Below are 25,024 nucleotides of genomic sequence, written 5' to 3'. Positions count from 1 at the left end.
ACCCGTGTGAGGAGGGGTCACGGCCGCGTGGCAGGATCGGGACCAGTCTCGGCATCCGTTCGATCACGCCCTCGGAGTCGTGGGAGGCGGCATGGCGCTTGCTGCCGTTAGCAAAGAAACAAGATCGGCACCCCTCGTCCCGGTCGCTGTGAGGTCGTGTAGCGATGGGGTCGGTGATCGGATCGGACGAGGGACGAAGCGACTGGCGCCGGGCGGTGCTGCGGCGGAAACCCGTCTCGCCCACGGCACAGGATACCGACGCCGGAGCGCGGCCCCTCGAACGCTCCATCGGCCTGTTCCGCCTCGTCATGCTCGGGGTCGGCGCCACGGTGGGCACCGGCATCTTCGTGATCCTGAGCGCGGCGGTGCCGGAGGCCGGCCCCGGCATCCTGGTCTCGTTCGTGCTGGCCGCCGTCACGGCGGGACTCACGGCGCTCTGCTACGCGGAACTGGCCTCGGCGCTTCCGCTCTCGGGCTCGTCCTATTCCTATGCCTATGCGACGCTGGGCGAACTCGCGGCCTTCCTCGTCGGGGCCTGCCTCCTCCTCGAATACGCGGTCGCCGCCTCCGCCATCGCCGTCGGATGGGGCCAGTATCTCAATGAGGTGCTCAGTGCGCTCATCGGCTGGACCATGCCGGATGCCATCAGTCAGCCCCCCGGCCGGGGCGGCTACGTCAACCTGCCGGCCATCGTCCTCATCGGCCTGTGCACCCTGCTGCTCCTGCGGGGTGCCGCCGAGTCCACCGCGATCAACGCGGTTCTCGTGGTCCTGAAGCTCGCGGTCCTCGTGTTCTTCGCCGTCGTCGCCCTCACGGCGTTCCGGCCTGCGAACCTCACGCCCTTCGCGCCGCTGGGGCTTGCCGGCATCGGCACCGCCGCCTCGACGATCTTCTTCTCCTATATCGGCCTGGATACGATCTCCACGGCGAGCGAGGAGGTGCGCGACCCGGCCCGCACGCTGCCCCTGGGCATCCTCCTCTCCCTGGTCATCGTCACCGCGATCTACCTCCTCGTCGCCCTCGCGGGGATCGGAGCCCAGCCCTGGACGCACTTTGCCGGGCAGGATGCCGGGCTGGCGGTGATCCTGCGCAATGTTACCGGGACGGCCTGGCCGGCCCTCGTCCTGTCGATCGGGGCGGTGGCCTCCATCTTCTCCGTGACCCTGGTGACGATGTACGGCCAGACCCGCATCCTCTTCGCCATGAGCCGGGACGGGCTGCTGCCGACGCTGTTCCAGCGGGTGGACCGGCGGACCCGAAGCCCGAACGCCAACACGCTGGTGGTGGCGCTCTTCGTCGCCGCGCTGGCGGCCCTCGTCCCCCTCGACGTGCTCGCCAACCTCACCAGCATGGGCACCCTCGTGGCCTTTTCGGCGGTCTCCCTCGGCGTCGTCATCCTGCGCCGAACGCGGCCCGACCTGCCGCGGGGATTTCGCGTGCCGTTCTACCCCCTCGTGCCCCTCGCGAGCCTCGCCTGCTGCCTCGCGCTCATCGCGGCGCTGCCACGGGACACCTACCTGCTCTTCGCGATCTGGATCGCCGCCGCCCTGGGGATCTATGCCGCCTATTCGCAGCGTCATTCGCGATTGGCTCGGGGCTGAGGAGGCGCGGACGATCGTTTCGCCCTATAGGTTGGGCCGTCAGGCCTTGCGCCGCCGCGCCGCAGCTTACAGGTGATGGCAGCTGTTCCTCGAGCGGATCGAACGCGCCGATGCCCCGATTTTTCTTTCACACCCATATCGGCCGGGAGGTCATCGTCGATCCCACCGGCACCGAATTGCGGGATGCCGACCATGCCTGGGAGGTCGCCCGCGACACGATCCAGGCGACGATGGCCGAATCGGAGGCCCAGGCCCGCCTGATGGGAGCCATCCTGGTGGTCACCGACGAAGCCGGGGAAACGGTTCTCGAATTCCCGTTCTCCGAAGTCGTCACCCTCGCGCCGGAGGAGCCGGCGCCGACCGTGCACTGAGCGCCGGTTTAATCGGATGCTCATGCCGGAGCCGATCATCCCAGCGGACCACCTCATCCTGAGGTGCCCGCGTCAGCGGGCCTCGAAGGAGCCCTCCAGACGCCACAGCGATCCCTGGAAGCCTCCTTCGAGGCCGCTTCGCGGCACCTCAGGATGAGGTAAAGCCCTGGAAAAACGACGGACTCAGGCGGTGAGACGCCCCCGCGCCTCACCGGGTCTTCGCGGCCTCGCCCTCCGCCGTCACGGCCTGCCGGATCGCCGCCAGGAGGGCGCCTTCGAACAGCAGGGCGGAGCCGTAATGGAACTCGAGATCGAAGGGGCGCCGCGAGTTCATGGAGAGCGAGGCGCTCTGCATCGCCACGAGACGGCCCGACAGATCGAACAGGCCGGAGCCCGAGCCGCCGAACCCGTCGTTGCAATTGTGCCGGGCGCGGCGGATGTCGTCCTCCGTCGGCGGATCGATCTGGTGGATCGCGCAGGTCTCGGTGCTGCTCGGCCCGCGATAGTTCTCGTGCCCGCCGGGTGAGACCATCACCACCGGGATCTCCGCGATGCCCGTGGCCAGAATCGGCGCGTCGGGGACCGGCTGCGGCGGCGCGCCGACCACCGCCTCGGTGAGATCGAGCAGGGCCCAATCGTCGGTGATGTGCAGGGCCTTGGCGTCGGGCGCCGCACCGAGGCGCAGGCTCGCCGGCACGAAGCCGTAATTCCGCCCGCCGATCTGGAAGAAGCAATCCTCCACCTCCCGCGTCACCTCCATGCGGCGGTTGCGGAAATTGTGCGCGTTCATCACCACGAGACGCGGCGACCCCACGAGCCAGGCCGCCGCCGCCTTCTGGGGGATGCCGTCCGGCCGGCGATGGCAGAAGAGGACGCCCGCGCCGGGATAGCGTGTGATGTCGGCGCCGGTCAGGTCGCGGCGCCCGTCATGCGGATAGAGAGCGGCCATGCGCCCTTCCTCCGCCGACGCCGCCCCCGCCACCATGAGCGCGAGGCCGGCCAGGGCCGCTCCGGGTGTCAGGCGGAACCGGGCACGGTGCCTCCGGCGGATCGAGCTGTCGGCTGCGACATGGGTCATCTGCGATGTGAACCGATGCTGATGCTGCGCCATCGCCGCTCGATCCGGGGAGGAGGGCGGTTCGGAATCCGTGGCCTCGCGCCTTGAACACGGGCCTGCGCCAAGGCCGCCTATTCCGGCGGGTCCTTCTTCACGGACACGCACATCTTCACCGCCGATTCCAGCTTGATCTCGCCCGGATTGCCGATGTTCGCGGTCTCTTCCAGGCAGCGGATGAAGTAGTTCTTGTCGAGCTCGGCGTTGAGGCTGGAGAAGGCCTTGCCCATGCGCGTGGCGAAATCGATCTTCTCGTCCGTGGAGGCACGGGGCCAGCGCGACACCTTGTCATCCATGGTCAACCGTGCCGCATTGGCAATGGATGGCAGGACAATCAGGCAAATCACGAGCGCAGCTGTTCTTCTGATCATCGGCATGTCTCGTTTTTGTTTCCTACCCGGGCTTAGTTTAGCGCCGGTCCACCTTGAGTAAAGCGTGGGTTCGAGGGCACAGGACGCTTTTCCTGACGCGGAACGGTGCAAAAATCTTGCGCATTATGACCGCCGGGCCTCTGCGCCCAGGCATGATGCCCTGCCGGACGCCGGATCGCCCCATCGCGCGGATCGCCATCGCCGAGCCGGCTAAGCCCTTCGACCCGCAGGGAAAGACCGGCCCCGCCCGCATGTGGCGCATCGACGGATGCCTTCCGGATCGACCCGGAACAGCTGCACAAAGGTATGGTTCAAGTTGCCAAATCGTCCTGTAAAAAAAGGTTGAAGTGGCTAAAGACATCAGGCAAAGCAAATGATTATATAGCTAGCCGATGGATCAGTAATAAGTCTTTTATAAGAGCGGCCAGCGTCAGGTTATTCTTATAAATACGTTCATAACATCGATCGACTGACTGTTTGCTGAACCGGCGAAAGCAATGGCTGCGGCCGATCCCCTGGGGTCGAGCACGCGGCAGAAGGGCAGGAGACGCAGAATGAACAGGTTACTGAATTCAGTCTCGGTGCTGGCCGTCTTGGCCCTGGCACCGATCGGACTGTCAGGGATCGCCTCAGCCAACGACAAGCTCATCGATCTGTCGAACAGCGATGAAAACTGGGTGATGCCGGGCAAGAACTACGACTCGGACAACTACAGCAAGCTCAAGCAGATCAACACGACGAACGTGAAGGACCTCAAGGTCTCCTGGACGTTCTCGACCGGCCTGCTCAACGGCCACGAGGGCGCGCCCGTCGTCGTCGACAACAAGATGTACATCCACACCTCCTTCCCGAACAATACGTTCGCCCTCGCCCTCGACGATCCGGGCAAGATCCTCTGGCAGGACAAGCCCAAGCAGAACCCGGCCGCCCGCGCCGTCGCCTGCTGCGATCTCGTGAACCGCGGTCTGGCCTACTGGCCCGGCGACGGAAAGACCCCGGCGCTGATCCTCAAGACCCTGCTCGACGGCAACGTCATGGCGCTCAACGCCGAGACCGGCGAGACGGTGTGGAAGGTCGAGAATTCCGACATCAAGGTCGGCTCCACCCTGACCATCGCCCCCTACGTGGTGAAGGACAAGGTCATCATCGGCTCCTCGGGCGCCGAGCTCGGCGTGCGCGGCTACCTCACCGCCTACGACGTGAAGACCGGCTCCCAGGTCTGGCGCGCCTACGCCACCGGCCCGGACAAGGATCTGCTGCTGGGTGCGGACTTCAACATCAAGAACCCCCATTACGGCCAGAAGAACCTCGGCACCTCCACCTGGGAGGGCGATGCCTGGAAGATCGGCGGCGGCACCAACTGGGGCTGGTACGCCTACGATCCGGGCACCAACCTGATCTACTTCGGCACCGGCAACCCGGCGCCGTGGAACGAGACCATGCGTCCCGGCGACAACAAGTGGACGATGACCATCTTCGGTCGCGACGCCGATACGGGTGAGGCCAAGTTCGGCTACCAGAAGACCCCGCACGACGAGTGGGATTACGCCGGCGTCAACGTGATGATGCTGTCGAACCAGAAGGACAAGGACGGCAAGGACCGCAAGCTCCTGACCCATCCGGACCGGAACGGCATCGTCTACACCCTCGACCGGACGGACGGCTCGCTCGTCTCGGCCAACAAGATCGACGACACCGTCAACGTGTTCAAGTCGGTCGACCTGAAGACCGGCCAGCCGGTGCGCGATCCCGAATACGGCACCCGCATGGACCACCTCGCCAAGGACATCTGTCCCTCGGCGATGGGCTACCACAACCAGGGCCACGATTCCTACGATCCCGAGCGCAAGCTCTTCTTCATGGGCATCAACCACATCTGCATGGATTGGGAGCCCTTCATGCTTCCCTACCGTGCCGGTCAGTTCTTCGTCGGCGCCACTCTGAACATGTATCCCGGCCCGAAGGGCGATCGCCAGAACTACGAAGGTCTGGGCCAGATCAAGGGCTACAACGCCATCACCGGCGAGTTCAAATGGGAGAAGATGGAGCGCTTCGCCGTGTGGGGCGGGACGACGGCGACCGCCGGCGGTCTCGTGTTCTACGGAACGCTGGACGGCTACATCAAGGCGCGCAACTCGGACAACGGAGACCTTCTCTGGAAGTTCAAGATGCCGTCGGGCGCCATCGGCTACCCGATCACCTACAGCCACAAGGGTGATCAGTACGTCGCCATCTACTACGGCGTCGGCGGCTGGCCGGGTGTCGGCCTCGTGTTCGACCTTCAGGATCCGACCGCCGGCCTCGGCGCGGTCGGCGCCTTCAAGAAGCTCGCCAACTACACCCAGATGGGCGGCGGCGTGATGGTGTTCTCGCTGAACGGCAAGGGTCCGTACGACGATCCGAGCGTCGGCGAGTACCAGACGGCGGCCAAGTAACGGCTGCATCGGGAAACGAGCGCGTCCCTCTCCCCCTTGTGGGGAGAGGTCAGGAGTGGGGGTGGTTGGGTGACCCGCAGGCCGCGGAGGCCAGCAGAGCCACCCCCACCTCCAACTCCTCCCCGCAATCTCGACGGATCTCGGGCAGGCCCGAGATCCGCTGGGGAGGAGAGCGGCGCTCCGCTCACGCCGCCTCGATCCCAACGAATCCGACCCATAAAAAACAACGGAAACGCTCTCATGTCCTTCGCCAAAGGATGTCTGTCCGTCGCGGCTGTCCTCGCCTTGGGCGGTGCCGCGTTCGCGCAGGCCGACACGAAATCCGCGCCCGACGACAGCGTCCTCCGGGTCTGCGCGGCCAACCAGCCGCCGCTCTCGATGAAGGACGGCTCCGGGCTCGAGAACCGCATCGCCTCCGCCGTCGCCGAGGCCATGGGGCGCAAGGCGCAGTTCGTCTGGTCCGACAAGGCCGCGATCTATCTCGTGCGCGACAGCCTCGACAAGAAGCTGTGCGACGTGGTGGTGGGCCTCGACAGCGACGACCCGCGCGTGCTCGCCACGAAGCCCTATTACCGCAGCGGCTACGTCTTCATCACCCGCGCCGACCGGGACCTCGACATCAAGTCCTGGACCGACCCGCGCCTCAAGACCATCGACCACATGGTCGTCGGTTTCGGCACGCCGGGCGAGGCGATGCTGAAGGATATCGGCCGCTACGAGGAGGACATGGCCTACCTCTACTCGCTGGTGAACTTCCGCGCGGCCCGCAACACCTACACGCAGATCGACCCGGCCCGCATGGTCAGCGAAGTCGTCGCCAACAAGGCCGACGTGGCCGTGGCCTTCGCGCCGGACGTCGCCCGCTACGTCAAGGATTCGAGCCAGCCCCTGCGCATGAATCCGGTGCCGGACGATACGGTGCGCAGCGACGGCCAGAAGGTGCCGCAGAGCTTCGACCAGTCCATGGGCGTCCGCCGCGACGACCAGGCCCTGAAGGCGGCCCTCGATGCCGCGATTGCCAAAGCCCGCCCGCAGATCGAGGCGATCCTGCGCCAGGACGGCGTGCCCGTCACCCCCGTTTCCAACTGATCCTCCGAACCCTGTCCCGCGTCGCCGGTGCGCTGAGCACCGGTACGCCCACCTCGGCCGCAAGTCCGGGGATAAACAGAGCAAATCGATGCGTCACACGAACCGTGTCCTCGCCGCCTTCCTCGCCCTCGGATTCACCTCCATCGGCGTGGCGGCCCTGGCCCAGCCGAATGCGGGCCCATCAACGGGGATGACCTTCCGCAACACCGTCACCGGTGAGGAACTCAACACCTCCGAGGGCAAGGAGGGTGGCCGCGACACTCCCGCCGTCAAGGAGTTCTTCCAGACCGGCAAGAACCTCTACATCGACGACAAGTCCTGCCTGCGTAACGGCGAGTCGCTGTTCGCGACTTCGTGCTCCGGCTGTCACGGGCACCTCGCCGAAGGCAAGCTCGGCCCCGGCCTCAACGACAATTACTGGACCTATCCGTCCAACACCGAAGATACCGGCCTGTTCGCCACCATCTTCGGCGGCGCCAACGGCATGATGGGTCCGCACAACGAGAACCTGACGCCCGACGAGATGCTGCAGACGATCGCCTGGATCCGGCACCTCTATACCGGCCCGGTCAAGGACGCCGTCTGGCTCAACGACGAGCAGAAGAAGAAATACACGCCCTACAAGCAGGGCGAGACCTTCCCCAAGGACGCTCCGGGCCAGTGCCCACCGCTGGAGTAGCGGTCTTGGGAAGTCACGTCGCGCGAGGATGCCTCGCGCGGTGAGCGAGAAGCGGCGAACGCCGTAACAATCAAACCAGAGGAAACGACCATGCGGACACTCATCACGGCTCTCGCAATCGGTGCGGGCGCGCTGCTCGCCGTTCCCGCGCTCGCCTATGACGGCACCAAGTGCAAGGCCGCCGGCGATTGCTGGCAGCCCAAGCCCGGCTTCCCCGAGAAGATCGCCGGCACGAAATACGACCCGAAGCACGATCCGAAGGAGCTGAACAAGCAGGCCGATTCGATCAAGCAGATGGAAGAGCGCAACAAGAAGCGCATCGAAGCCGCCAAGAAGACCGGCAAGTTCGAATACGACGTCACCAAGATCTCCTCCAACTGACGTCGTCGCCGCCCATCGCTTTGGGCGGCCATCACGGTGACCGCGATCCCCTCAGGCGCCTGGACCGCTCCGTCCGGGGATCGCGGCCGCTGTCCTCAAAGGCAAACCCCATGAACGACATCCGCTCCGGCGACGCGATGCTCACCGATTGGCGCGAGGCGGCCGGCCGTTTCGAACGCGCGGTTCGCGGCGCCGTGGTGGGCCAGGACCGGGCGATCCGGCTTCTCACCATCGCCCTCTTCGCCCGGGGCCACGTTCTGCTGGAAGGCGATGTCGGCGTCGGCAAGACCACCCTACTGCGCGCCGTGGCGCGGGCGCTCGGGGGCGCCTACGAGCGCATTGAGGGCACGGTGGACATGATGCCGTCCGACCTCATCTATCACACCTATCTCGCGGATGACGGCCGCCCGCGCGTGGAGCCGGGGCCGGTGCTGAGGCAATCCGAAGACCTCTCGATCTTCTTCTTCAACGAGATCAACCGCGCGCGTCCGCAGGTTCATTCGCTCCTTCTCCGCCTGATGGCCGAGCGCAGCCTCACCGCGTTCAACCGCGAATACCGCTTCCCCAACCTCCAGGTCTTCGCCGACCGCAACCGCGTCGAGCGCGAGGAAACCTTCGAGCTTCCGGCCGCCGCCCGCGACCGCTTCCTGATGGAGATCGGGCTCGAAGCCCCGCGCGATGCCGAGGCGCGCCGCGCCCTCGTCTTCGATCCGCGCTTCCACGACACCGATGCCCTCATCACCGGCATCGACGGCGGCGTCCTTGATCACGCCGCCATGGCCGGGATCGGCGCGGCGATCCAGCACGGCATCCAGGCGAGCCCGGCCATCGAGGCCTACGTGGTCGGCCTGTGGGAGGCCCTGGTCCGCCCCCACGAGGCCGGCATCCGCCTTCCCGGCATCGACATGTCGGCCCTGATCCAGGGCGGGGCCTCGCCGCGCGGCGTCGCCTTCCTCGTCCGGGCCGCCCGCGTCCGCGCCTGGCTGGAGGGCCGCGACTGGCTAGTGCCCGAGGATATCCGCGCGATCTTTCCCGAAGTGATGGCTCACCGCGTCTTCCTCGAGCCGATCTACGAGATGCGCCGCAGCACCATCGTGCCGGAGCTCTGCCGCGCCGTGTTCGACACCGTGCCCGCCCCGTGACGGCGCCCGAGACAACGCGCCAGGAGCCGACGCCGGACATCGTCTACCGCCCGCGCGGCCGCGTGCCCGGCACGGTGGCGGGCGCCCATCGCGGTCGCGATGCCGGCGGCCTCGGCACCTTCCGCGACCAGGTGCCGTTCCTGCGCATGCCGGATGCCCGCCGCATCGACGTCCGCGCCACCCTGCGCGATCCGTTCGAAGGCACCTATGTCCGGCGCTTCGAGAGCCGCACGGCGCTCGAAGTCTGGGCGCTGGTCGACCTCTCCGCCTCCATGCGCTTCTCCGGCGAGGCGGACAGGATGGGGCTCGTCTCGTCCTTCTGCGGCTGCCTCGCCGCCTCGGCCACGCGCATCGGCGACGCTTTCGGCCTGATCGGCTGCGACGCCGCATTGCGCGAGGACGTGTTCCTGCCCGCGAGCCGACGCCGCAGCATGGCCGGCGACGTGGTCTCCCGGCTGGCGGGCGCCGCCTGTACCGGGAACCGCGCGGACGGAATGGGGCAAGCGGCCCGCCGCCTCGTCGGCCGGCCCAAGGTCGTGTTCCTGGTCTCCGATTTCCGCTGGCCGGAGGCACTCATCGCCGAGACCTTCGCGAGCCTGTCGCGCCACGACCTCGTGCCGGTGGTCCTGGCCGATTCCGCTGAGGATGACGGCCTGCCCGAATGGGGCCTGATGGAACTCGACGATCTCGAAGGCGCGGGCCGCCGCGTGGTCTTCATGCGCCCCAGCCTGCGCCGCCGCTGGATCGCGCGCGAAGCCGAGCGGGCGGAGACCCTGCGCCGCATCGCCTCCACCTATGGCCGACCGCCTTTCCGCCTCGCGGGCCGCTTCGACCCGGACGCGGTCAGCCGCCACCTCCTGGCGAGTTGAGGCATCCCATGCGCCGCCTCGCCCCGCTCCTGTTCCTGCTCTGCTCGACGCTCGCCGCCCATTCCCAGGTGCGGACCGTCGAGGTGCGCACGCCGCGCCCGTTCGGCTACTTCCTCGGCGATCTCGTCCGCGCCCAGGTCGATATCGAGGTCGAGCCGGGCTTTGCCCTGCAGGCCGCCTCGCTGCCCCAGCCCGGCGCGATCACCTATTGGCTCGACCTTCGCACCGTCGCGGTCACGCAGGCATCCGCGGGCGGCGGCAGCCGGGTACGCCTCGATCTCACCTACCAGAACTTCTACGCCGCCCTCGATGCCCGTGCCCTCGAGATCCCCGGCTTCACCGTCACCTTCGTGAGCGATACGGACAAGGGCGCGACCACGGCCAAGGCCCAGGTCCCGCCCTGGTCGTTCAACATCTCGCCCCTGCGCGAGGTCCAGCCGCCGGCCCGCGAAGACCCGAAGACCTACCTGCGTCCGGACGGGCGGGTCGCCTCCCTCGACACGCAACCCCTCGTCGTCGGAAGTGCCGGCTTCATGGCCATGGCCCTGCTGGCCTTCGCGGGTCTCGCCTGGGACCGGACATGGTGGCCCTTCGCCAAACGCGGAGGAAGGGCCTTCGCGGCGTGCCTGCGCCGCCTGCGCGCCCTCGCCGGACGGAGAGACGACGAGGCGGCCTACGAGACCGCCCTTCTCGCGCTTCACCGGGCGCTGGACGAAACCGACGGTCGCCGGGTCCTCGCCGACGACCTGCCGGCCTTTCTCGCCCGCCACCCCGCCTATGCGCGGGAACGGGCCGGCCTCACCGCCTTCCTCGACGCCTCGCGCCACAGCTTCTTCGGTCCCGGTCCGGCCGCCGCCATGCGGCGCCTGCCGCTGGCCGACATCGTGGCCCTGACCCGGAAACTCACCGCCATCGAGCGGGAATCATGAACGAGCCGAAAACCCGTCCGATGGCGGTCGAATCATGGGTCTGATGGCGGTGGTCTCATGCGCCTGATGGCGGATTTTCCCTGGGTGCTCTGGCTGCTGCCGTTGGCGCTGCTGCCGCTCGCCGCGTCGAGCCAGCGGGTCACCCCGCTGTCCAGCATCGCGGCCAGCCCCGTCGACAGCCTGTCGCGCCTCATCGGCTGGGGCCTGCGCCTCGCCGGCATCCTCGCCATCGCCGGCCTCGTCGTCGCCCTGTCCGGCCCTTATCGCCAGGGCGAGACCATCACCCGGACGGGCATCGGCGCCCAGGTCTCGATCCTGGTCGATCGCTCTGGCAGCATGAACGAGACCTTCGCCGGATTGCAGCCCTCCGGTGCCGAGGAATCGAAGGCGGCGGCCTCGCGCCGGCTGCTCGGCGAGTTCGTCGGCAGCCGCGCCCATGACCAGTTCGCCGTCTCGGCCTTCTCCACCGCCCCCATGCTGGTATTGCCGATGACCGACAGGCACGAGGCGGTCCGCGCGGCCATCGCCGCCATCGACCGGCCGGGCCTCGACTACACCAACGTGGCGCGCGGCCTCGGCATGGCGCTCTCGCAGTTCGGCGCCAGTACCGCCAACGTCTCGCGCGCGCTGCTCATCGTCTCCGATGGCGCGGCGGTGATCGACCCCCGCGTCCAGGGGACCTTGCGCGCCGAGTTCGCGCGTATTCGTCCCAACCTCTACTGGTTGTTCCTGCGGACGAAAGGCTCGCCCTCCATCTCCGACCGGCCATCGGGCGAGGACACCCCTCAGGCCGCGCCCGAACGTCATCTCGACCTGTTCTTCAAGAGCCTCGGGACACCCTACCGCGCCTTCGAGGCCGAGGGCGCCGAGGCGGTGGCCGATGCCATCGGCCAGATCGAGCGTCTGGAGCGAGACCCGATCCCCTATATCGAGCAGCGGCCACGCCGCGACCTTGCGGGATGGGCCTATGGAATCAGCCTGTTAGGCCTGATCCTGCTGGTCGCGGCCAAGCTCGCCGAGGCGGATCTCAGCTTGCGCCGACCGGTGGCTTCCGCCTCCGCCGCGCCGGCTCCGCACCCGCAGAGGCTCGCCGCATGAAGGCGTTCTTAAAACCAATATCGCCGCAGCGCGCCAACCCTCCCCCCTCTGCGGGGGAGGGTGGTCGCGGAGCGACCGGGAGAGGGGGCGACCTCTCCGGACAGCGCGCTCCCCTCTCCCGACCCTCGCTCACGCGAGGGCCACCCTCTCCCGCGGAAGGGAGAGGGGGAGCCGGTGCCGGACTGGGCGGCGCCCTGCGCCGCGCCCGCCCGCACCTTCTCCTCGCCCTGCCGATTCTGCTGCTTCTCGTGGCCCTCGGATTCGGCGCGGCGGCTTGGCGCATGGCGCGGGACAACGCCACGATCGCCGCTCTGGTGGCCGGCAAGGACGTCCCCGTTTCCATCGACGCGCCGGCTCCGCTCTTGCTGGCGCGGGTACAGCACCTCGCCCGCCGCGGCGTGACCGAGGAGATCGAGCCGCTGATCGAATCCCTCGACCGCCGGGGCGAGACCGACCTCTCCGCGCGCGCCCGTTATGCGCTCGGCAATGCCCGCCTGCGCCAGGCCTTCGACCATCTGGAACGGAGCAACCTCGATCCGGCCGGACCGCTCATCACCTTGGCCCGTCAGGATTATCGGCGCGCGCTCCAGGGTCGGCCGGACCTCTGGGACGCCAAGTTCAACCTCGACGTGGCCTCGCGCCTGCTCCGCGACTTTCCCGAATTCGACCGCAAGACCGGAGACGAGTTGAAGGCCGAACCGAAGAAGATCTGGACAGAGATCCCCGGCCAGCCGCGAGGCGAGCCGTGAGCGCGCCCGGCCTCATCCGCCGAAACCTGCGCGACCGGCGGCTCCAGCTCCTGGCCGCCGCACTAGCGCTCGTGGCGCTCACCTTCGTGGCTCGCCCCCTGCCGCTGACCCGCAATGGCGTCGAGATTCTGGCGGTCCTCGACATCACCGGCAGCATGAACGTCCGCGACTACGTCGGCCCAGACGGCAAACCGCAGAGCCGTCTGGACACGGCGAAAGCAGCCCTGCGCGAACTCGTCACCGCGCTGCCCTGCGGATCGCGCGTGGCATTGGCCCTGTTCACCGAACGCCGGCCATTCCTGCTGTTCACCCCCATCGAAGTCTGCGCCGATTTCGGCCCCCTGGACGGTGCGCTGAGTGCCCTGGATTGGCGCATGGCCTGGGAAGGCGACAGCCGCATCTCGGCCGGCCTGTTTCGCTCTGTGGAGATGGCGGCCGGTCTCAGCACCGACCTCGTCTTCATCACCGATGGCCACGAAGCGCCGCCCCTGCCCAGCACCGGCGGCCCCACCTTCGACGGAAAGCCGGGCGCCGTGCGCGGGCTCATCGTCGGCGCGGGGGCCTACGCCCTGTCGCCGATCCCGCGCTACAACGATCGCGGCCGTGAGACCGGCTTCTACGGATCGGGCGACGTCCAGCAGGAGAACCGGTTCGGGCCGCCCCCCGCCGATGCCGAGAGCCGCGAGGGCTACAACCCGCGCAATGCCCCCTTCGGGGCCGCGGCGGCCTCGGGCACCGAGCATCTTTCATCCGTGCGCGAGCCTTATCTCAAGACCCTCGCGCAGGCGACGGGCCTGACCTACGCCCATCTCGATGGCCCTTCGGGGCTTGGGAAAGCTTTGACGGGCGCGGCGACCCCGCGCCCGCTCCCGGGCAGCCTCGACCTGCGCCCCGTCTTCGGCGGGATCGCCCTCGCGCTGATCCTCGCCGTCTTCGCCGCCCCTCTGTTCGGGGCCGGCCGTTTTGTCCCGGTAAAAAAGGTCTGATCGATGCGTTTTGCCCTGCCGTCCGCGTTCCTCGCTCCCCTGGCAGCCACCGCCTTCCTCGCAACCACGGCCCTCGCGCACGGCCCGACGCCGCAGAAGGTGGACCAGTCCATCGCCATCGCGGCAAAGCCCGATGCCGTCTGGGCCGTGGTCGGCGACTTCGCCGGCATCTCGAACTGGCATCCGGACGTGGCCAAGAGCGTCGGCACCGGCGGCAACGCCTCGGGCGGTCGTCGGACGCTGACCCTGAAGAACGGCGGCACCCTCGACGAAGGACTCGACGAGTGGGATGCAGCCAAGCGCAGCTATTCCTACCGTCTCGGCGATGCCGACCTGAAGGCGCTGCCGGTCTCCTCCTACTCGGCCACGATCACCGTCTCGCCGGACGGCGAGGGCTCGAAGGTCGAGTGGCTCGGCCGCTTTTATCGCGGCGACACCGGCAACGAGCCACCGGAGGAGCTCAGCGACGCCGCCGGCAAGGATGCCATGAACCTCTATTTCAGCAACGGGCTCCAGGGTCTGAAGGCGCGCCTGGAGGGCAAGACGGCGCGATGAATCCTTCGCGCCCGATGCTCCTTGCCGGTCTCGTCCTGACGCTCTCCACCCCTCGGGTGGAGGCCGGGCCCGTCTATGTGGCGAGCCAGGGAGCGGGGACGCTGAGCCGCATCGAGGCCGGGGCAACCACGGTCGCGGCTACCATCGCGGTGGGGCAGGGGATCGCGCAGGTAGCGACCGGACCGAACGGCCGCCTCTACCTGAGTCAACCGGACCATGCCGGAATCGACGTGGTCGATGGACGAACCCGCGCCGTGCTGAGACGCCTGCCGTTTCCGGGACAGGCCTTCGGCATCGCCGCCTCGGCGGACGGGCTGAGCCTCTTCGTCGGCGACTGGGCCGGGGGACGGGTGGTCCGCCTCTCCGCATCGACCGGAGCCGTCGAGGGCGACTGCCCCGTGGGCAAGGACCCGGCCGGCCTCGTCCTGGATCGGCGCGGCCGGCTCTACGTGGCCGACCGCGAGAGCCGGCAGGTAAGTGTCATCGACACCGCGCGCATGGAGCGGGTGGCGACGGTGTCGGTGGGCGAGGGGCCGTTCGCCCTCGGCCTGAGCCCGGGCGAAGACAGGCTCTACGTGGGCAATGTCCGCAGCGGCGACCTCAGCGTCGTCGACACGGGCAGCTTGACGGTGACGACCACGGTGAGGATCGGCGGCATGCCCTACGGCGTCGCGACCAGCGAGGACGGCAGCCTCGTCCTCGTCACCAACCAGCAGGCGGGCACCGTGGCGGTGCTCGACTCAGACAGCCTCGATCTCAAGACGACGATCCCGGTCGGGCGCTATCCCGAGGGGATCGCCGTCGATGGGTCCTTCGCCTATGTGGCGAACTGGTTCTCGGATTCGGTCTCGGTCATCGACCTGAGATCGTTGAAGGAAACCGCCCGCATCCCCGTGGCGGAGGGGCCACGCAGCCTCGCCGTCGGCGCGAACCCGGAGGCGGTGCGATGAAACGGATCAGCCACGCGATCCTGTGCCTCCCCCTTGCCCTGGCGGCCTGCGACAAAGGCGAGGAGGCCGGCAGCGAGGCAGCGAAGACCGAGGATCAGGCCCTCGTCGCCACGAAATCCGATGCGGACGTTCCGACTTGGCTCTCGCATACGGACCCCACCGAGCCGGCCCGGTGGCTCGCGAGCCGCGAGATCGGCAGGCCCGCCGCGGAGGTGGGCTCGCAGACCGAGCATCTCCGCCACAGCCTCGCCCGCGCCAAGGCGGTCTTCATCGAGGATCCGCGCATGATGGCCAACCGCATCGTCCAGCTCGGCGAGATGCTGGCCGAGGCGGGAAAGCCCGAACCCTATGCCGATCTTCTCGACGGGCTGGAGGAGGTCGCCGCCGCCACCCACCGCAAGCAGCTCTTCGGCGAGATGTGCCAGCACTATTACAACACCCGCCAGCAGGGAGCCGACCGGGCGACCGCCCTCACGCGGCTGAAGGAGCGCTACTCGCTCCAGGGCGAGGGACGCGTATCGCCGTGACCGCCGTTCTCGTGGTGGACGATCATCCCGTGGTCCTGCGCGGCTTCCGGCGCCTCATGGAGGATGCCGGTGTCGAGACCATCCACGAAGCCACCGACATCATGTCCGCCTACCGGATCTTTCACCGCCTGCGCCCGCCGATGGTGGTGGCCGACCTCAGCCTGCAGGGGGAGGGGCTGTCCGGCCTATCGCTGATCCGGCGCATCCACACCCTCGCGCGGGAGACGCGCATCCTCGCCTTCAGCATGCACAACGACCCGGTCATCGTTTCGCGCGCCCTGGAGAGCGGAGCCATCGGCTACGTCTTCAAGGATGTTCGGACAGCGGAATTCCTCAAGGCCTTCGAAGCGGTACGCGCCGGGCGAAGCTACCTCGATCACGACCTCGCGGTAGAGATCGCGGTGCTGCAGGCCGGAGCCCGCCGCTCACCCCTGGCGGATCTGAGCAACCGAGAGCGTGAGATCCTTTCCCTCCTCAGCCGTGGGACCTCGTATCAGAGCATCGCCGACACATTGTCGATCAAGTACCGCACTGTCCTCAACACCTGCTCCGCCATGCGTCAGAAGCTCGGGTTGAGGACCTTGGCCGATCTCATTCGCTTTGCCGTGGACCAGGAAAAACGGGTGCGCTGAACCGCGTTCTCGACGCCCGGCGCATCGGCTATCCTTCGCCGTTCGCGAAGGATCGGTCGGCGATATCCGAATTGCGAACCACTCCAATTCGAGATCAATGTCCGCGCGGTGAGACGGGAGACCCATTCTGCCCGGCTCCAGCGGAGCATTCCCCGCAGATGCAGGCGGCGTCCATCCTCGCAGATGAACAGACGGTTCTCGTGACCGGGATGTTGCTCGTCGTTTGCATGGGCCTGTGGGCGACCGGCATCGTTGCCGAGGTGGTCACGGCGATGCTGTTCTTTGCCGCCGCGATGCTTCTGAAGCTCGCGCCTGCATCGACTGTCTTTTCCGGCTTCTCCTCGTCGGCCTTCTGGCTCGTGCTGAGCGGGATGGTGGTCGGCCTCGCGATCACCCGGACCGGCCTCGGCACCCGCCTGGCGCGCAGCCTGGCCGGCCGGCTATCGGGCTCCTACACGGGCTTCATCGGCGCCGTCGTCGCCCTGTCCTTTGCCCTTGCCTTCGTGATGCCCTCGAACCTCGGGCGCATTGCGCTGATGATCCCGGTGGTGTTGGCGCTCTGTGACGCGTTCGGCCTGGGGCCCGGTCGCCCCGGCCGGAGCGGGGCGGTTCTCGCGGTAGCCCTGGCGACGCCGCTCTTGTCCGCGGCGATCCTGCCCGCCAACGTCCCCAACCTCGTCATGGCTGGCACCGCAGAGACGCAATACGGCCTGCACCTCGCCTATCTGCCCTACCTTCTGCTCCACGCACCCGTCCTCGCCGGCGTGAAGGGCATGATCCTCGTGGCAGCCATCGTGCGCTTGTTCCCGGACCAGATGAGCGCCGCCGCTGTGGATACGGACGAGCCCGCACCGGCATTCTCGCCGGAGGAGCGGCGACTCACGATCATTCTCGCCCTGACCTTGGCCTTCTGGGTAACGGACAGCCTCCACCATATCGCCCCGGCCTGGGTCGGCTTGACGGCGGCGGTGATCTGCCTCCTTCCCCGCATCGGCGTATTGCCTGCGGAAGCCTTCGGCGCGGTGAACCTGCGGACCTGCTTCTACGTCGCCGCGCTGCTGGGACTGGTGGCAGTGGTCAACGAGACGGGTCTGGGCGCAAGGCTCGGCCATGCTCTGCTCGCGGTCGCGCCCTTGGAACCCGGAGCGCCGGCCCAGAACTTCGGCGTGCTGACAGCCATCGCGTCGCTCTTCGCGATCGTCGTCACGGCCAACGGCGCACCGGCCCTATACACGGCCTTGGCCGGCGAGATGTCGCGCGCGAGCGGACTGGACCTCGCCAACGTGGTGATGATCCAGGTCGTGGGATACTCGACTCTGTTCCTGCCCTACCAAGCCCCACCCATCGTGATGGCGATGGATCTGGGGCGGGTACCGCTCCGGTCGGCGACTATCCTGACCCTCGTGGTCGGCCTCGCCTCACTCTTCGTCATCGCTCCGCTGGACTACCTCTGGTGGTACATTCTGGGCCGTTTTCCATGAGCGCGAGCCGAATGACGATCTGTTGAGTGTGTCACACCGCAATGCACATCAATACGGCTTGCGCATTGGCGCATGGACCGTACCCCTTTAGAGACGGTCCAATCTGAGCAGCATCCCTGCTGGCATTGGCTCCACAGCGCCGAGGACTTTCGCAGAATGGCACCTACCGTCCGCCCCACGGTCGCCCAGCCGCTCTCGCCCCATCTCCAGATCTACCGCTGGACCTGGACCATGGCGATGTCGGTTTTCCACCGCGTCACTGGCACCGCGCTGTACGGCGGCACCGCCCTGGTGGCGATCTGGCTCGTGGCGCTCGCCTCCGGTCCGGCAGCCTATGGCTGGGTTGCGTGGTTCTTCGGCTCGATCATCGGGAAGCTGGTTCTTTTCGCCTATACTTGGATCCTGATGCACCACATGCTGGGTGGCCTGCGCCATTTCATCTGGGATTTCGGCTACGGCTTCGACCGCGAGCAGCGCATGGGCCTCGCCCGCGCCACTCTGATCGGCTCCGTGATCCTGACCGTCCTGATCTGGGCGCTCGCCCTCGTCCTGCGCTGAGGAGCGATCGCCATGGCAGACAACCGTCAGAACACGAACGTGACCATGCGGACGCCGCGCGCCCGGGTAAAGGGCCTCGGCGCCTCCGGCCATGGGGCCGGTCACTTCTGGCAGCAGCGCCTCACCGCCGCCGCCAACGCGCCACTGATGGTCGGCTTCATCGTCATCGTCGCGATGATGGCCAACCGGCCCTACCCGGAGGCGGTCGCGCTGATGTCGCACCCGCTCGTCGCGCTCGTCCTGATCCTCGCCGTGATCTCGGTCACGCTCCACATGAGGATCGGCATGCAGGTCATCATCGAGGATTACGTCCACTCCAAGGGACTGAAGCTCGCCAGCCTGTTCGCCAACAATGCCTACGCGGTCGTCGTCGCCGTTGCCTGCCTCTACGCAATCCTGCGCGTGAGCCTCGGCAAGCTCGTCTGACCCGCCCCCGAACCCGAAGGATCTGCCCATGGCCACCAACGGAACCAGCGGCAACGGCGCGCCGGCCTATTCCATCATCGACCATACGTTCGACGTCGTGATCGTCGGCGCCGGCGGCGCTGGTCTGCGCGCTACCGTGGGCTGCTCACAGGCCGGCCTGCGTACGGCCTGCATCTCGAAGGTGTTCCCGACGCGCTCGCACACCGTGGCGGCGCAGGGCGGCATCTCGGCTTCCCTTGGCAATATGGGCCCCGACGATTGGCGCTGGCACATGTACGACACCGTGAAGGGGTCGGACTGGCTCGGCGACCAAGACGCGATCGAGTACCTCGTGCGCAACGCGCCCGCAGCGGTGTACGAGCTCGAACACTGGGGCGTGCCGTTCTCGCGCACCGAGGAAGGCAAGATCTACCAGCGCCCCTTCGGTGGCATGACCACCGATTACGGCAAGGGCACCGCCCAGCGCACCTGCGCGGCGGCTGACCGCACCGGCCACGCCATGCTCCACACGCTCTACGGCCAAGCGGTGAAGAACCACACCAACTTCTTCATCGAGTACTTCGCCCTCGACCTCATCATGGACGAGGAGGGCCGCTGCCTCGGCGTCATCGCCATCGATCAGGCCTCGGGTGAGATCCATCGCTTCCGCGCCCAGATGACAATCCTGGCCACCGGTGGCTACGGCCGCTCTTACTTCTCGGCGACCTCTGCCCATACCTGCACGGGCGACGGTAACGCCATGGTGCTGCGCGCTGGCCTGCCGCTGCAGGACATGGAATTCGTGCAGTTCCATCCCACCGGCATCTACGGCGCCGGCTGCCTCATCACCGAAGGCGCCCGCGGCGAGGGCGGCTACCTTACCAATTCCGAGGGCGAGCGCTTCATGGAGCGCTATGCTCCCAGCGCCAAGGATCTGGCCTCGCGCGACGTGGTCTCGCGTTCAATGACCATGGAGATCCGCGCCGGCCGCGGCGTTGGCAAGACGAGCGACCACATCTACCTGCACCTCGACCACCTCGATCCGGCGATTCTGCATCAGCGCCTTCCGGGCATCTCGGAATCGGCGAAGATCTTCGCGGGCGTCGACGTCACCAAGGAGCCGATCCCGGTCCTGCCGACAGTCCATTACAACATGGGCGGCATCCCCACGAACTATCATGGTGAGGTGCTGACCCTGAAGAACGGCAATCCCGATACGGTGGTGCCGGGTCTGATGGCTCTGGGCGAAGCGGCTTGCGTCTCCGTGCACGGTGCCAACCGCCTCGGCTCGAACTCGCTCATCGACCTCGTGGTGTTCGGCAGGGCCGCCGGCCTGCGCTGTGCCGAGATCGTCGAGCCCGGCGCCCGCCAGATGGACCTGCCGAAGGATTCCGCCGACAAGGCGCTCGCCCGCCTCGACCGCTTCCGTTACGCGAATGGCGGCACGCCGACGGCGGAACTGCGCGCCGAGATGCAGAAGACCATGCAGAACAACTGCGCTGTCTTCCGCACCGGCGAAGTGCTGGAAGAAGGCAAGGCTCTGATTCACAAGGTCTGGCAGGGCGAGTCCGATATCAAGATCACCGACCGCTCTCTGATCTGGAACACCGATCTGCTCGAGACCCTGGAATTCGACAACCTGATCGGACAGGCCGTCGTCACCATGGAATCGGCGGCCAACCGCAAGGAAAGCCGCGGGGCGCATGCCCGCGAGGACTTCCCCGATCGCGACGACAAGGAGTGGATGAAGCACACCCTTTCATGGCTCGACGACAAATCCCAGCGGGTGAATATCGATTACCGCCCGGTTCATACGTATACAATGTCAAATGAGATTCAATACATCGAACCAAAGGCTCGTGTTTACTAGGGAAAAGACTGAGATTTCGCCGGACGATGGTACTCACGAGACGGATTTAGGCACCCCGAACCATGGCCCAATTCAACCTTCCTAAAAACTCCCAGATCACCGAAGGCAAGACTTGGCCACGGCCGACGGGGGGCAACAATCTTCAGGAATTCCGGATCTATCGCTGGAACCCGGATGACGGCGCAAATCCGCGGGTCGACGTCTATCAGGTCGACCGGGACGATTGCGGGCCGATGGTCCTCGATGCCCTCCTTTGGATCAAGGCCAAGGTCGATTCGACCCTGGTGTTCCGCCGCTCCTGCCGCGAAGGCATCTGCGGCTCTTGCGCCATGAATATCGAGGGCCAGAATGCACTCGCTTGCACCATGGGCATCGATGAGTGCCAGGAGCATGCGAAGGGCAAGAAAACCGGCGCGGTGCGGATCTACCCGCTGCCACACATGCCGGTCCTCAAGGATCTCGTCCCCGACCTCACAAACTTCTTCGCCCAGCACGCCTCGGTCGAGCCGTGGCTCCAGACTGAGACGCCTGCGCCCGAAGGCGAATGGAAGCAGACACCGGAGGATCGCGCCCAGCTCGACGGCCTCTACGAGTGTATTCTGTGCGCCTGCTGCACGACGTCCTGTCCGAGCTACTGGTGGAACGGCGATCGCTTCCTCGGCCCCGCGGCCCTGTTGCAGGCCTACCGCTGGCTTATCGACAGCCGCGACGAGAATACCGGCGAACGCCTTGATGCCCTTCACGATCCGTTCCGGCTCTACCGCTGCCACACGATCATGAACTGCGCCAATGCCTGCCCGAAAAGTCTGAACCCGGCAAAGGCCATCGCCGAGATCAAGAAGATGATGGTGTCGCGCGAGGTCTGATACGCGACCTCATGACAGCGCATTGATGCCAAAGCCGAGATGCCCCGCATCTCGGCTTTGGCGTTTTTCGTCCCTATGGCCGATTACTTCGTGATCTTCACTGAGACCGGGTCGCTGGACGGGAAGGTCTCTTCAAGCGCCTCGTCCAGTCGCTGGCTCATTTCGTCCTGATGATTTTCGGGATTCGTCTTGTCATTGCTGGGCGCCGGATCCACACGACGCTTCTCGTCGGTGTCCGACGTGGATGTTGGCTTGGGGTCTGACATGGGTGCCTCCTCTGGCTCGCCTGACCGCCGCCAGGGGCGGCGGAATCACCTTGACCAACGCGAGGAGACGATGCCCGATCCCTTCCGTTGCCGCCGGCATAACGGCTTGCCGCTCGGCCTGTGGCGTTTACCGGACGTGAGGCGATAGCCCCTAGCGTCGCCGCCACGGCATGGGCATGACGGGCCCGAAGGCCGGCCGAGGTTCCGGGCAGACCATGCATATCGTGATCCTCGCAGAGTTCGCCGTGGCGAGCGGCGGTGCCGAGAAGGTTGCGGTGGAGTCGGCGCACGGCCTCGCCGGAGCGGGGGTCGACATCACCTTCATCCAGGCGATCGACGGACCAGCGGATCCGCTCCTCGATCATCCAAACATCCGGCGCGTCTGCCTCGGCAATACCGACATCTGGAACCGCCCGGCCCTGGAGGCGGCGCTGTCCGGCATCTGGAGCCGAGATTCAGCCGACCGTTTGCGCGCCGTACTCGGCGCCCTCCCGCGACCGGTGGATATCGTCCATCTGCATCAATGGACCCGCAGCCTGTCGCCGAGCGTGTTCCCCGTCCTGCTCGACAGCGGCATCCCGCTGGTCGTGACCCTGCACGATTACTTCCTGGCCTGCCCCAACGGAGTTTATTACCGCTTCGATCAGGATCGCCCGTGCGGACTGACGCCGCTCTCCGCATCCTGTGTCTTGGCTCCCTGCGACCCGAAAAGCCGCCTTCACAAGGCAATCCGGGTCGGGCGGAGCATCACCCAGAACCGCGCCTTGCGTCGCCGCCATCTCCACGTGGTCCATGTCTGCGATGCCAGCATCCGTCGGATGGGCGATCTCCTCGGCTCCCTGTCCATCACCCATCACCGCATCGACAATCCCGTGCGCGTTGAGAAGGGAGTGCGGGCCGATCCGGCGGCCGGGAAAGCCATCGCCTATGTGGGCCGCTTGACCCGCGAGAAAGGCGCAGATCTCGTCGCCGAGGCGGCGCGGGATGCCGGCATACCGGCGCTCTTCATCGGCACCGGCCCGCTGGAGGCCGAATTGCGGGTGCAGCCACATGTGGAAATGCTCGGATGGCGATCGCCGAACGAGGTATCCGCCATCCTCGTTCAGCGGGCGAGGGCGCTGGTCGCACCGTCTCGGTGGTTCGAGACTGGCCCTCTGACCGTCTACGAGGCCCTGGCTGTCGGGCTGCCGGTAGTCGCGTCGGATAGGTCCGGGGCCGCGGAGAAAGTGATCGACGGCGTCACCGGCTATGTGGTCGCGCCGGAGCGGGCAGCCCTCGCGACGGCGTTCCGAAATCTCGATGCGATCAGGGCGGAAACGCTCGGGCGCGCCGCTCACGCCCATTACTGGGACGCTCCCATGTCCATCGACGCCCATGCAGATGCGCTCGACCACCTTTATCGAAGGATCGCGCGAAACGTATCGCCCACACCGACTGACGTCCTCGGAACACCAGAATAGCTGCCGTCGCACAAACCCCGCGCGGTGGTGCTTCGGGATCAGACCCCGTTGCGCGGAATCATCCTACTTGCCTGCATTCACAACACAGCCGCCGACGTGTTATTACTACGCGCCTTTCGTGTGACGGCCCTCGATGTGCTTGACGAAACAGCACGTTCAAAGACTATCGCCCCCTGGTTGATTACGAACGAGGGCCCGGATTGCGCCGCTACAGACGGACCTTGCTCCAAGGCCGTCTTGACTCTCATATTGCGACGCAACATATCGATGGTGCGGCGCGCCATTCCGTGTCGCTCCCGTTGATTCAGTGAGGACCGACATGAACGCGCCGACCTATGAGATCCCGGCCGAATTGCGCGACTTCGCAGAAAAGAGCGTCGATCAGGCCCGCACCGCTGTGACCAACCTGCTCGGCACGGTGGTGAAATCCGCCGAACAGCTCCAGACCTCGTCGACGACGGCGCAGGGAGCGATCCAATCCGTAATCGCCAAGGGCCTCGATCAGGTTCAGACCAATGCCAACACGACCTTCGACTTCGCCCAGAAGCTGGTGCGCACCCGCGATCTGAAAGAGGCTTTCGAGCTGCAGAGCGAGTTCCTGCGCAGCCAGATTTCGACGCTTCAATCTCAGGTCAAGGATCTCGGCGCTCTGGCTCAGTCCGCCGCCAAAAGCGTCTGATCCTAGCCCCTCTGCGCGGACTGGCCCGGTGTCGGTTCGCGCAAATGGCATGGACGCGGTAACGTGCTTGGAACACGGGCGCACGCCGGGGCCGGGCCATGCGCGGTCGATTGTGCACGAAGGGGACGCGAATCATGGCCACACGCCGACAAGCACGCTCGATCGGTCGCGGGGGAGGCAAAGCCGGACAATCGGCGCGACTTTCCAACGCTGATACGGCTGCCGACGACCCGGTGCCGGTTTCGCAGAACCTGGCTGTGGACGATGGGCCGGTCTCAGTATCCACGCCCGACGTCGCTGCCCCCGACTCTGAGGCCTTGCCCGTGAGTGAAAACTTGCCCGTGCGTGAGACATTGATGGAGACCGTGTCACCGGATGCGCTGTTGACTGGACAGGATGTGGCGGAAGTCATTCACGCCGTCCCGGAAGCCGCCCCCTCGGGCTACACCCCGTCTCAGGACAGTCCACCTGCCGCCGATGTCGTGACGGCAGCCACTGAACAGGAGGCGTCGAGCCACGCTCCTCCCGGCAATAGCCCGCAAGGCGAAAGCGAGGCAGTTGAGGATTCCCTTCTGCCCGCCGAGATCGAATGCGCCATTGCCTCTGCCCAGGACCTCGTCTCGCCGCCGACGAACACCGTCGCCGTCACCGCCTCGGCCTTGACCGAGATCTCGGCCGCCAATGACACGTTGACGACCTATGTCCGCAACGAGAGCATCGCCACATTCGCGCATTGGCGCGCCCTGTCGACGGCGAAGAACCCGGCCGATGTCCTGCGCCTCCAAGTTACCGAGATGCAGCGGGCAGCCGATGCCTCTTTAAGCTGCATCGCGAGTCTCGCACGCCGGGCAGGGTGCATCGCCGCAACGCTCCGCCGTCCGTGACACCCCTCGCGCTGACGCCCCGGCGCGTCTAGATATCCGGGATTCTGCAGCGGCTCCGCCGCCTGCCATCCGGGAGA

27 protein-coding genes are annotated in these 25,024 nt (G+C 66.8%); 24 read left to right on the top strand and 3 right to left on the bottom strand.

Going from position 1 to position 25,024, the window contains the following annotated elements; translation table 11 throughout:
- Positions 1-164: 164 nt before the first annotated feature.
- Together ASF26_RS14475 and ASF26_RS14470 are read left to right on the top strand one after the other, a co-directional pair.
- Positions 165-1,601 carry an amino acid permease gene (locus tag ASF26_RS14475; RefSeq protein WP_056255301.1) on the top strand — a complete coding sequence of 479 codons (1,437 nt, stop codon included), beginning with the start codon at positions 165-167 and terminating at the stop codon, positions 1,599-1,601.
- A 110-nt stretch (positions 1,602-1,711) separates the two neighbouring features.
- Entirely contained in the window at positions 1,712-1,972 is a 261-nt protein-coding gene (locus tag ASF26_RS14470; protein ID WP_056255299.1) for a hypothetical protein, read from the top strand.
- A gap of 208 nt (positions 1,973-2,180) precedes the next feature.
- Here the strand turns inward: ASF26_RS14470 and ASF26_RS14465 are convergent, their stop codons facing one another.
- Both ASF26_RS14465 and ASF26_RS14460 read right to left on the bottom strand, forming a co-directional pair.
- The gene (locus tag ASF26_RS14465; protein ID WP_244474540.1) at positions 2,181-2,957 is read right to left on the bottom strand and encodes a trypsin-like peptidase domain-containing protein; all 777 of its coding nucleotides are present in this window, start codon (positions 2,955-2,957) and stop codon (positions 2,181-2,183) included.
- A gap of 203 nt (positions 2,958-3,160) precedes the next feature.
- On the bottom strand, positions 3,161-3,463 hold the full coding sequence (locus ASF26_RS14460; RefSeq protein WP_244475940.1) for a hypothetical protein: 303 nt from the start codon (positions 3,461-3,463) through the stop codon (positions 3,161-3,163).
- Between the two features lie 548 nt (positions 3,464-4,011).
- Between ASF26_RS14460 and ASF26_RS14450 the strand changes: the two genes are divergently transcribed.
- The 19 genes from ASF26_RS14450 (at position 4,012) to ASF26_RS14360 (ending at position 21,658) form a co-directional block, all read left to right on the top strand.
- A complete protein-coding gene (locus tag ASF26_RS14450) occupies positions 4,012-5,892 on the top strand; it encodes a methanol/ethanol family PQQ-dependent dehydrogenase (protein WP_056146245.1) in 1,881 nt (626 codons plus the stop codon).
- Between the two features lie 240 nt (positions 5,893-6,132).
- Positions 6,133-6,981, top strand: coding sequence for a methanol oxidation system protein MoxJ (gene moxJ, locus ASF26_RS14445; RefSeq protein ID WP_018044534.1), 849 nt, complete (start codon positions 6,133-6,135; stop codon positions 6,979-6,981).
- 88 nt (positions 6,982-7,069) lie between these two features.
- The gene (gene moxG, locus ASF26_RS14440; protein WP_018044533.1) at positions 7,070-7,660 is read left to right on the top strand and encodes a cytochrome c(L), periplasmic; all 591 of its coding nucleotides are present in this window, start codon (positions 7,070-7,072) and stop codon (positions 7,658-7,660) included.
- Positions 7,661-7,750: 90 nt separating this feature from the next.
- Positions 7,751-8,041: a methanol dehydrogenase [cytochrome c] subunit gene (locus ASF26_RS14435; protein WP_056255295.1), complete on the top strand. Its 291-nt coding sequence runs from the start codon at positions 7,751-7,753 to the stop codon at positions 8,039-8,041.
- 110 nt (positions 8,042-8,151) lie between these two features.
- A complete protein-coding gene (locus tag ASF26_RS14430; RefSeq protein ID WP_056255292.1) occupies positions 8,152-9,183 on the top strand; it encodes a MoxR family ATPase in 1,032 nt (343 codons plus the stop codon).
- 38 nt (positions 9,184-9,221) lie between these two features.
- Positions 9,222-10,052 carry a DUF58 domain-containing protein gene (locus tag ASF26_RS14425; protein WP_244475953.1) on the top strand — a complete coding sequence of 277 codons (831 nt, stop codon included), beginning with the start codon at positions 9,222-9,224 and terminating at the stop codon, positions 10,050-10,052.
- An 8-nt stretch (positions 10,053-10,060) separates the two neighbouring features.
- Positions 10,061-10,981 (top strand): hypothetical protein, encoded by a 921-nt coding sequence (locus tag ASF26_RS14420; protein WP_056255288.1) that lies wholly within the window; start codon positions 10,061-10,063, stop codon positions 10,979-10,981.
- A gap of 57 nt (positions 10,982-11,038) precedes the next feature.
- The gene (locus tag ASF26_RS14415; RefSeq protein ID WP_056255285.1) at positions 11,039-12,079 is read left to right on the top strand and encodes a vWA domain-containing protein; all 1,041 of its coding nucleotides are present in this window, start codon (positions 11,039-11,041) and stop codon (positions 12,077-12,079) included.
- 194 nt (positions 12,080-12,273) lie between these two features.
- The gene (locus ASF26_RS14410; RefSeq protein WP_082477664.1) at positions 12,274-12,828 is read left to right on the top strand and encodes an MxaK protein; all 555 of its coding nucleotides are present in this window, start codon (positions 12,274-12,276) and stop codon (positions 12,826-12,828) included.
- Positions 12,825-13,814 (top strand): vWA domain-containing protein, encoded by a 990-nt coding sequence (locus ASF26_RS14405; RefSeq protein WP_056255284.1) that lies wholly within the window; start codon positions 12,825-12,827, stop codon positions 13,812-13,814. The genes ASF26_RS14410 and ASF26_RS14405 overlap by 4 nt, the downstream gene beginning before the upstream one ends.
- 3 nt (positions 13,815-13,817) lie before the next feature.
- Positions 13,818-14,369: an SRPBCC family protein gene (locus tag ASF26_RS14400; protein ID WP_056255281.1), complete on the top strand. Its 552-nt coding sequence runs from the start codon at positions 13,818-13,820 to the stop codon at positions 14,367-14,369.
- 14 nt (positions 14,370-14,383) lie between these two features.
- Positions 14,384-15,319 (top strand): cytochrome D1 domain-containing protein, encoded by a 936-nt coding sequence (locus ASF26_RS14395; RefSeq protein WP_082477644.1) that lies wholly within the window; start codon positions 14,384-14,386, stop codon positions 15,317-15,319.
- Positions 15,316-15,846, top strand: a complete 531-nt coding sequence (locus tag ASF26_RS14390; protein ID WP_056255278.1) for a hypothetical protein — start codon at positions 15,316-15,318, stop codon at positions 15,844-15,846. Before ASF26_RS14395 ends, ASF26_RS14390 begins: the two co-directional genes overlap by 4 nt.
- Positions 15,843-16,478: a response regulator transcription factor gene (locus tag ASF26_RS14385; protein ID WP_018044522.1), complete on the top strand. Its 636-nt coding sequence runs from the start codon at positions 15,843-15,845 to the stop codon at positions 16,476-16,478. Before ASF26_RS14390 ends, ASF26_RS14385 begins: the two co-directional genes overlap by 4 nt.
- Before the next feature lie 158 nt (positions 16,479-16,636).
- Positions 16,637-17,959 carry an SLC13 family permease gene (locus tag ASF26_RS14380; RefSeq protein WP_056255276.1) on the top strand — a complete coding sequence of 441 codons (1,323 nt, stop codon included), beginning with the start codon at positions 16,637-16,639 and terminating at the stop codon, positions 17,957-17,959.
- A 156-nt stretch (positions 17,960-18,115) separates the two neighbouring features.
- The gene (gene sdhC / locus ASF26_RS14375; RefSeq protein WP_056255273.1) at positions 18,116-18,517 is read left to right on the top strand and encodes a succinate dehydrogenase, cytochrome b556 subunit; all 402 of its coding nucleotides are present in this window, start codon (positions 18,116-18,118) and stop codon (positions 18,515-18,517) included.
- A gap of 12 nt (positions 18,518-18,529) precedes the next feature.
- Entirely contained in the window at positions 18,530-18,943 is a 414-nt protein-coding gene (gene sdhD, locus ASF26_RS14370; protein WP_056255270.1) for a succinate dehydrogenase, hydrophobic membrane anchor protein, read from the top strand.
- A gap of 28 nt (positions 18,944-18,971) precedes the next feature.
- Complete coding sequence (gene sdhA, locus ASF26_RS14365) at positions 18,972-20,792, top strand: succinate dehydrogenase flavoprotein subunit (RefSeq protein ID WP_056255267.1); 1,821 nt, start codon at positions 18,972-18,974, stop codon at positions 20,790-20,792.
- Positions 20,793-20,854: 62 nt separating this feature from the next.
- Positions 20,855-21,658 carry a succinate dehydrogenase iron-sulfur subunit gene (locus tag ASF26_RS14360; RefSeq protein WP_018044517.1) on the top strand — a complete coding sequence of 268 codons (804 nt, stop codon included), beginning with the start codon at positions 20,855-20,857 and terminating at the stop codon, positions 21,656-21,658.
- 83 nt (positions 21,659-21,741) lie between these two features.
- Here the strand turns inward: ASF26_RS14360 and ASF26_RS22755 are convergent, their stop codons facing one another.
- Positions 21,742-21,924 (bottom strand): hypothetical protein, encoded by a 183-nt coding sequence (locus tag ASF26_RS22755; RefSeq protein WP_018044516.1) that lies wholly within the window; start codon positions 21,922-21,924, stop codon positions 21,742-21,744.
- A 215-nt stretch (positions 21,925-22,139) separates the two neighbouring features.
- On the opposite strand from ASF26_RS22755, the gene ASF26_RS14350 reads away from it, so the two are divergent.
- The 3 genes from ASF26_RS14350 to ASF26_RS14340 all read left to right on the top strand — a co-directional run bounded on the left by ASF26_RS14350 (position 22,140) and on the right by ASF26_RS14340 (position 24,947).
- Positions 22,140-23,384: a glycosyltransferase gene (locus ASF26_RS14350; RefSeq protein ID WP_244475939.1), complete on the top strand. Its 1,245-nt coding sequence runs from the start codon at positions 22,140-22,142 to the stop codon at positions 23,382-23,384.
- Between the two features lie 319 nt (positions 23,385-23,703).
- Positions 23,704-24,063 carry a phasin gene (locus ASF26_RS14345; RefSeq protein WP_056255261.1) on the top strand — a complete coding sequence of 120 codons (360 nt, stop codon included), beginning with the start codon at positions 23,704-23,706 and terminating at the stop codon, positions 24,061-24,063.
- A gap of 134 nt (positions 24,064-24,197) precedes the next feature.
- Positions 24,198-24,947 carry a hypothetical protein gene (locus ASF26_RS14340; RefSeq protein WP_156462998.1) on the top strand — a complete coding sequence of 250 codons (750 nt, stop codon included), beginning with the start codon at positions 24,198-24,200 and terminating at the stop codon, positions 24,945-24,947.
- The last annotated feature ends 77 nt before the right edge of the window (positions 24,948-25,024 follow it).

This window comes from Methylobacterium sp. Leaf93, assembly GCF_001422345.1.
In the GTDB taxonomy this organism is placed as follows: domain Bacteria; phylum Pseudomonadota; class Alphaproteobacteria; order Rhizobiales; family Beijerinckiaceae; genus Methylobacterium; species Methylobacterium bullatum.
Note: the sequence above shows the minus strand (reverse complement) of the source record. Positions and strands in the feature narration are given on the sequence as shown.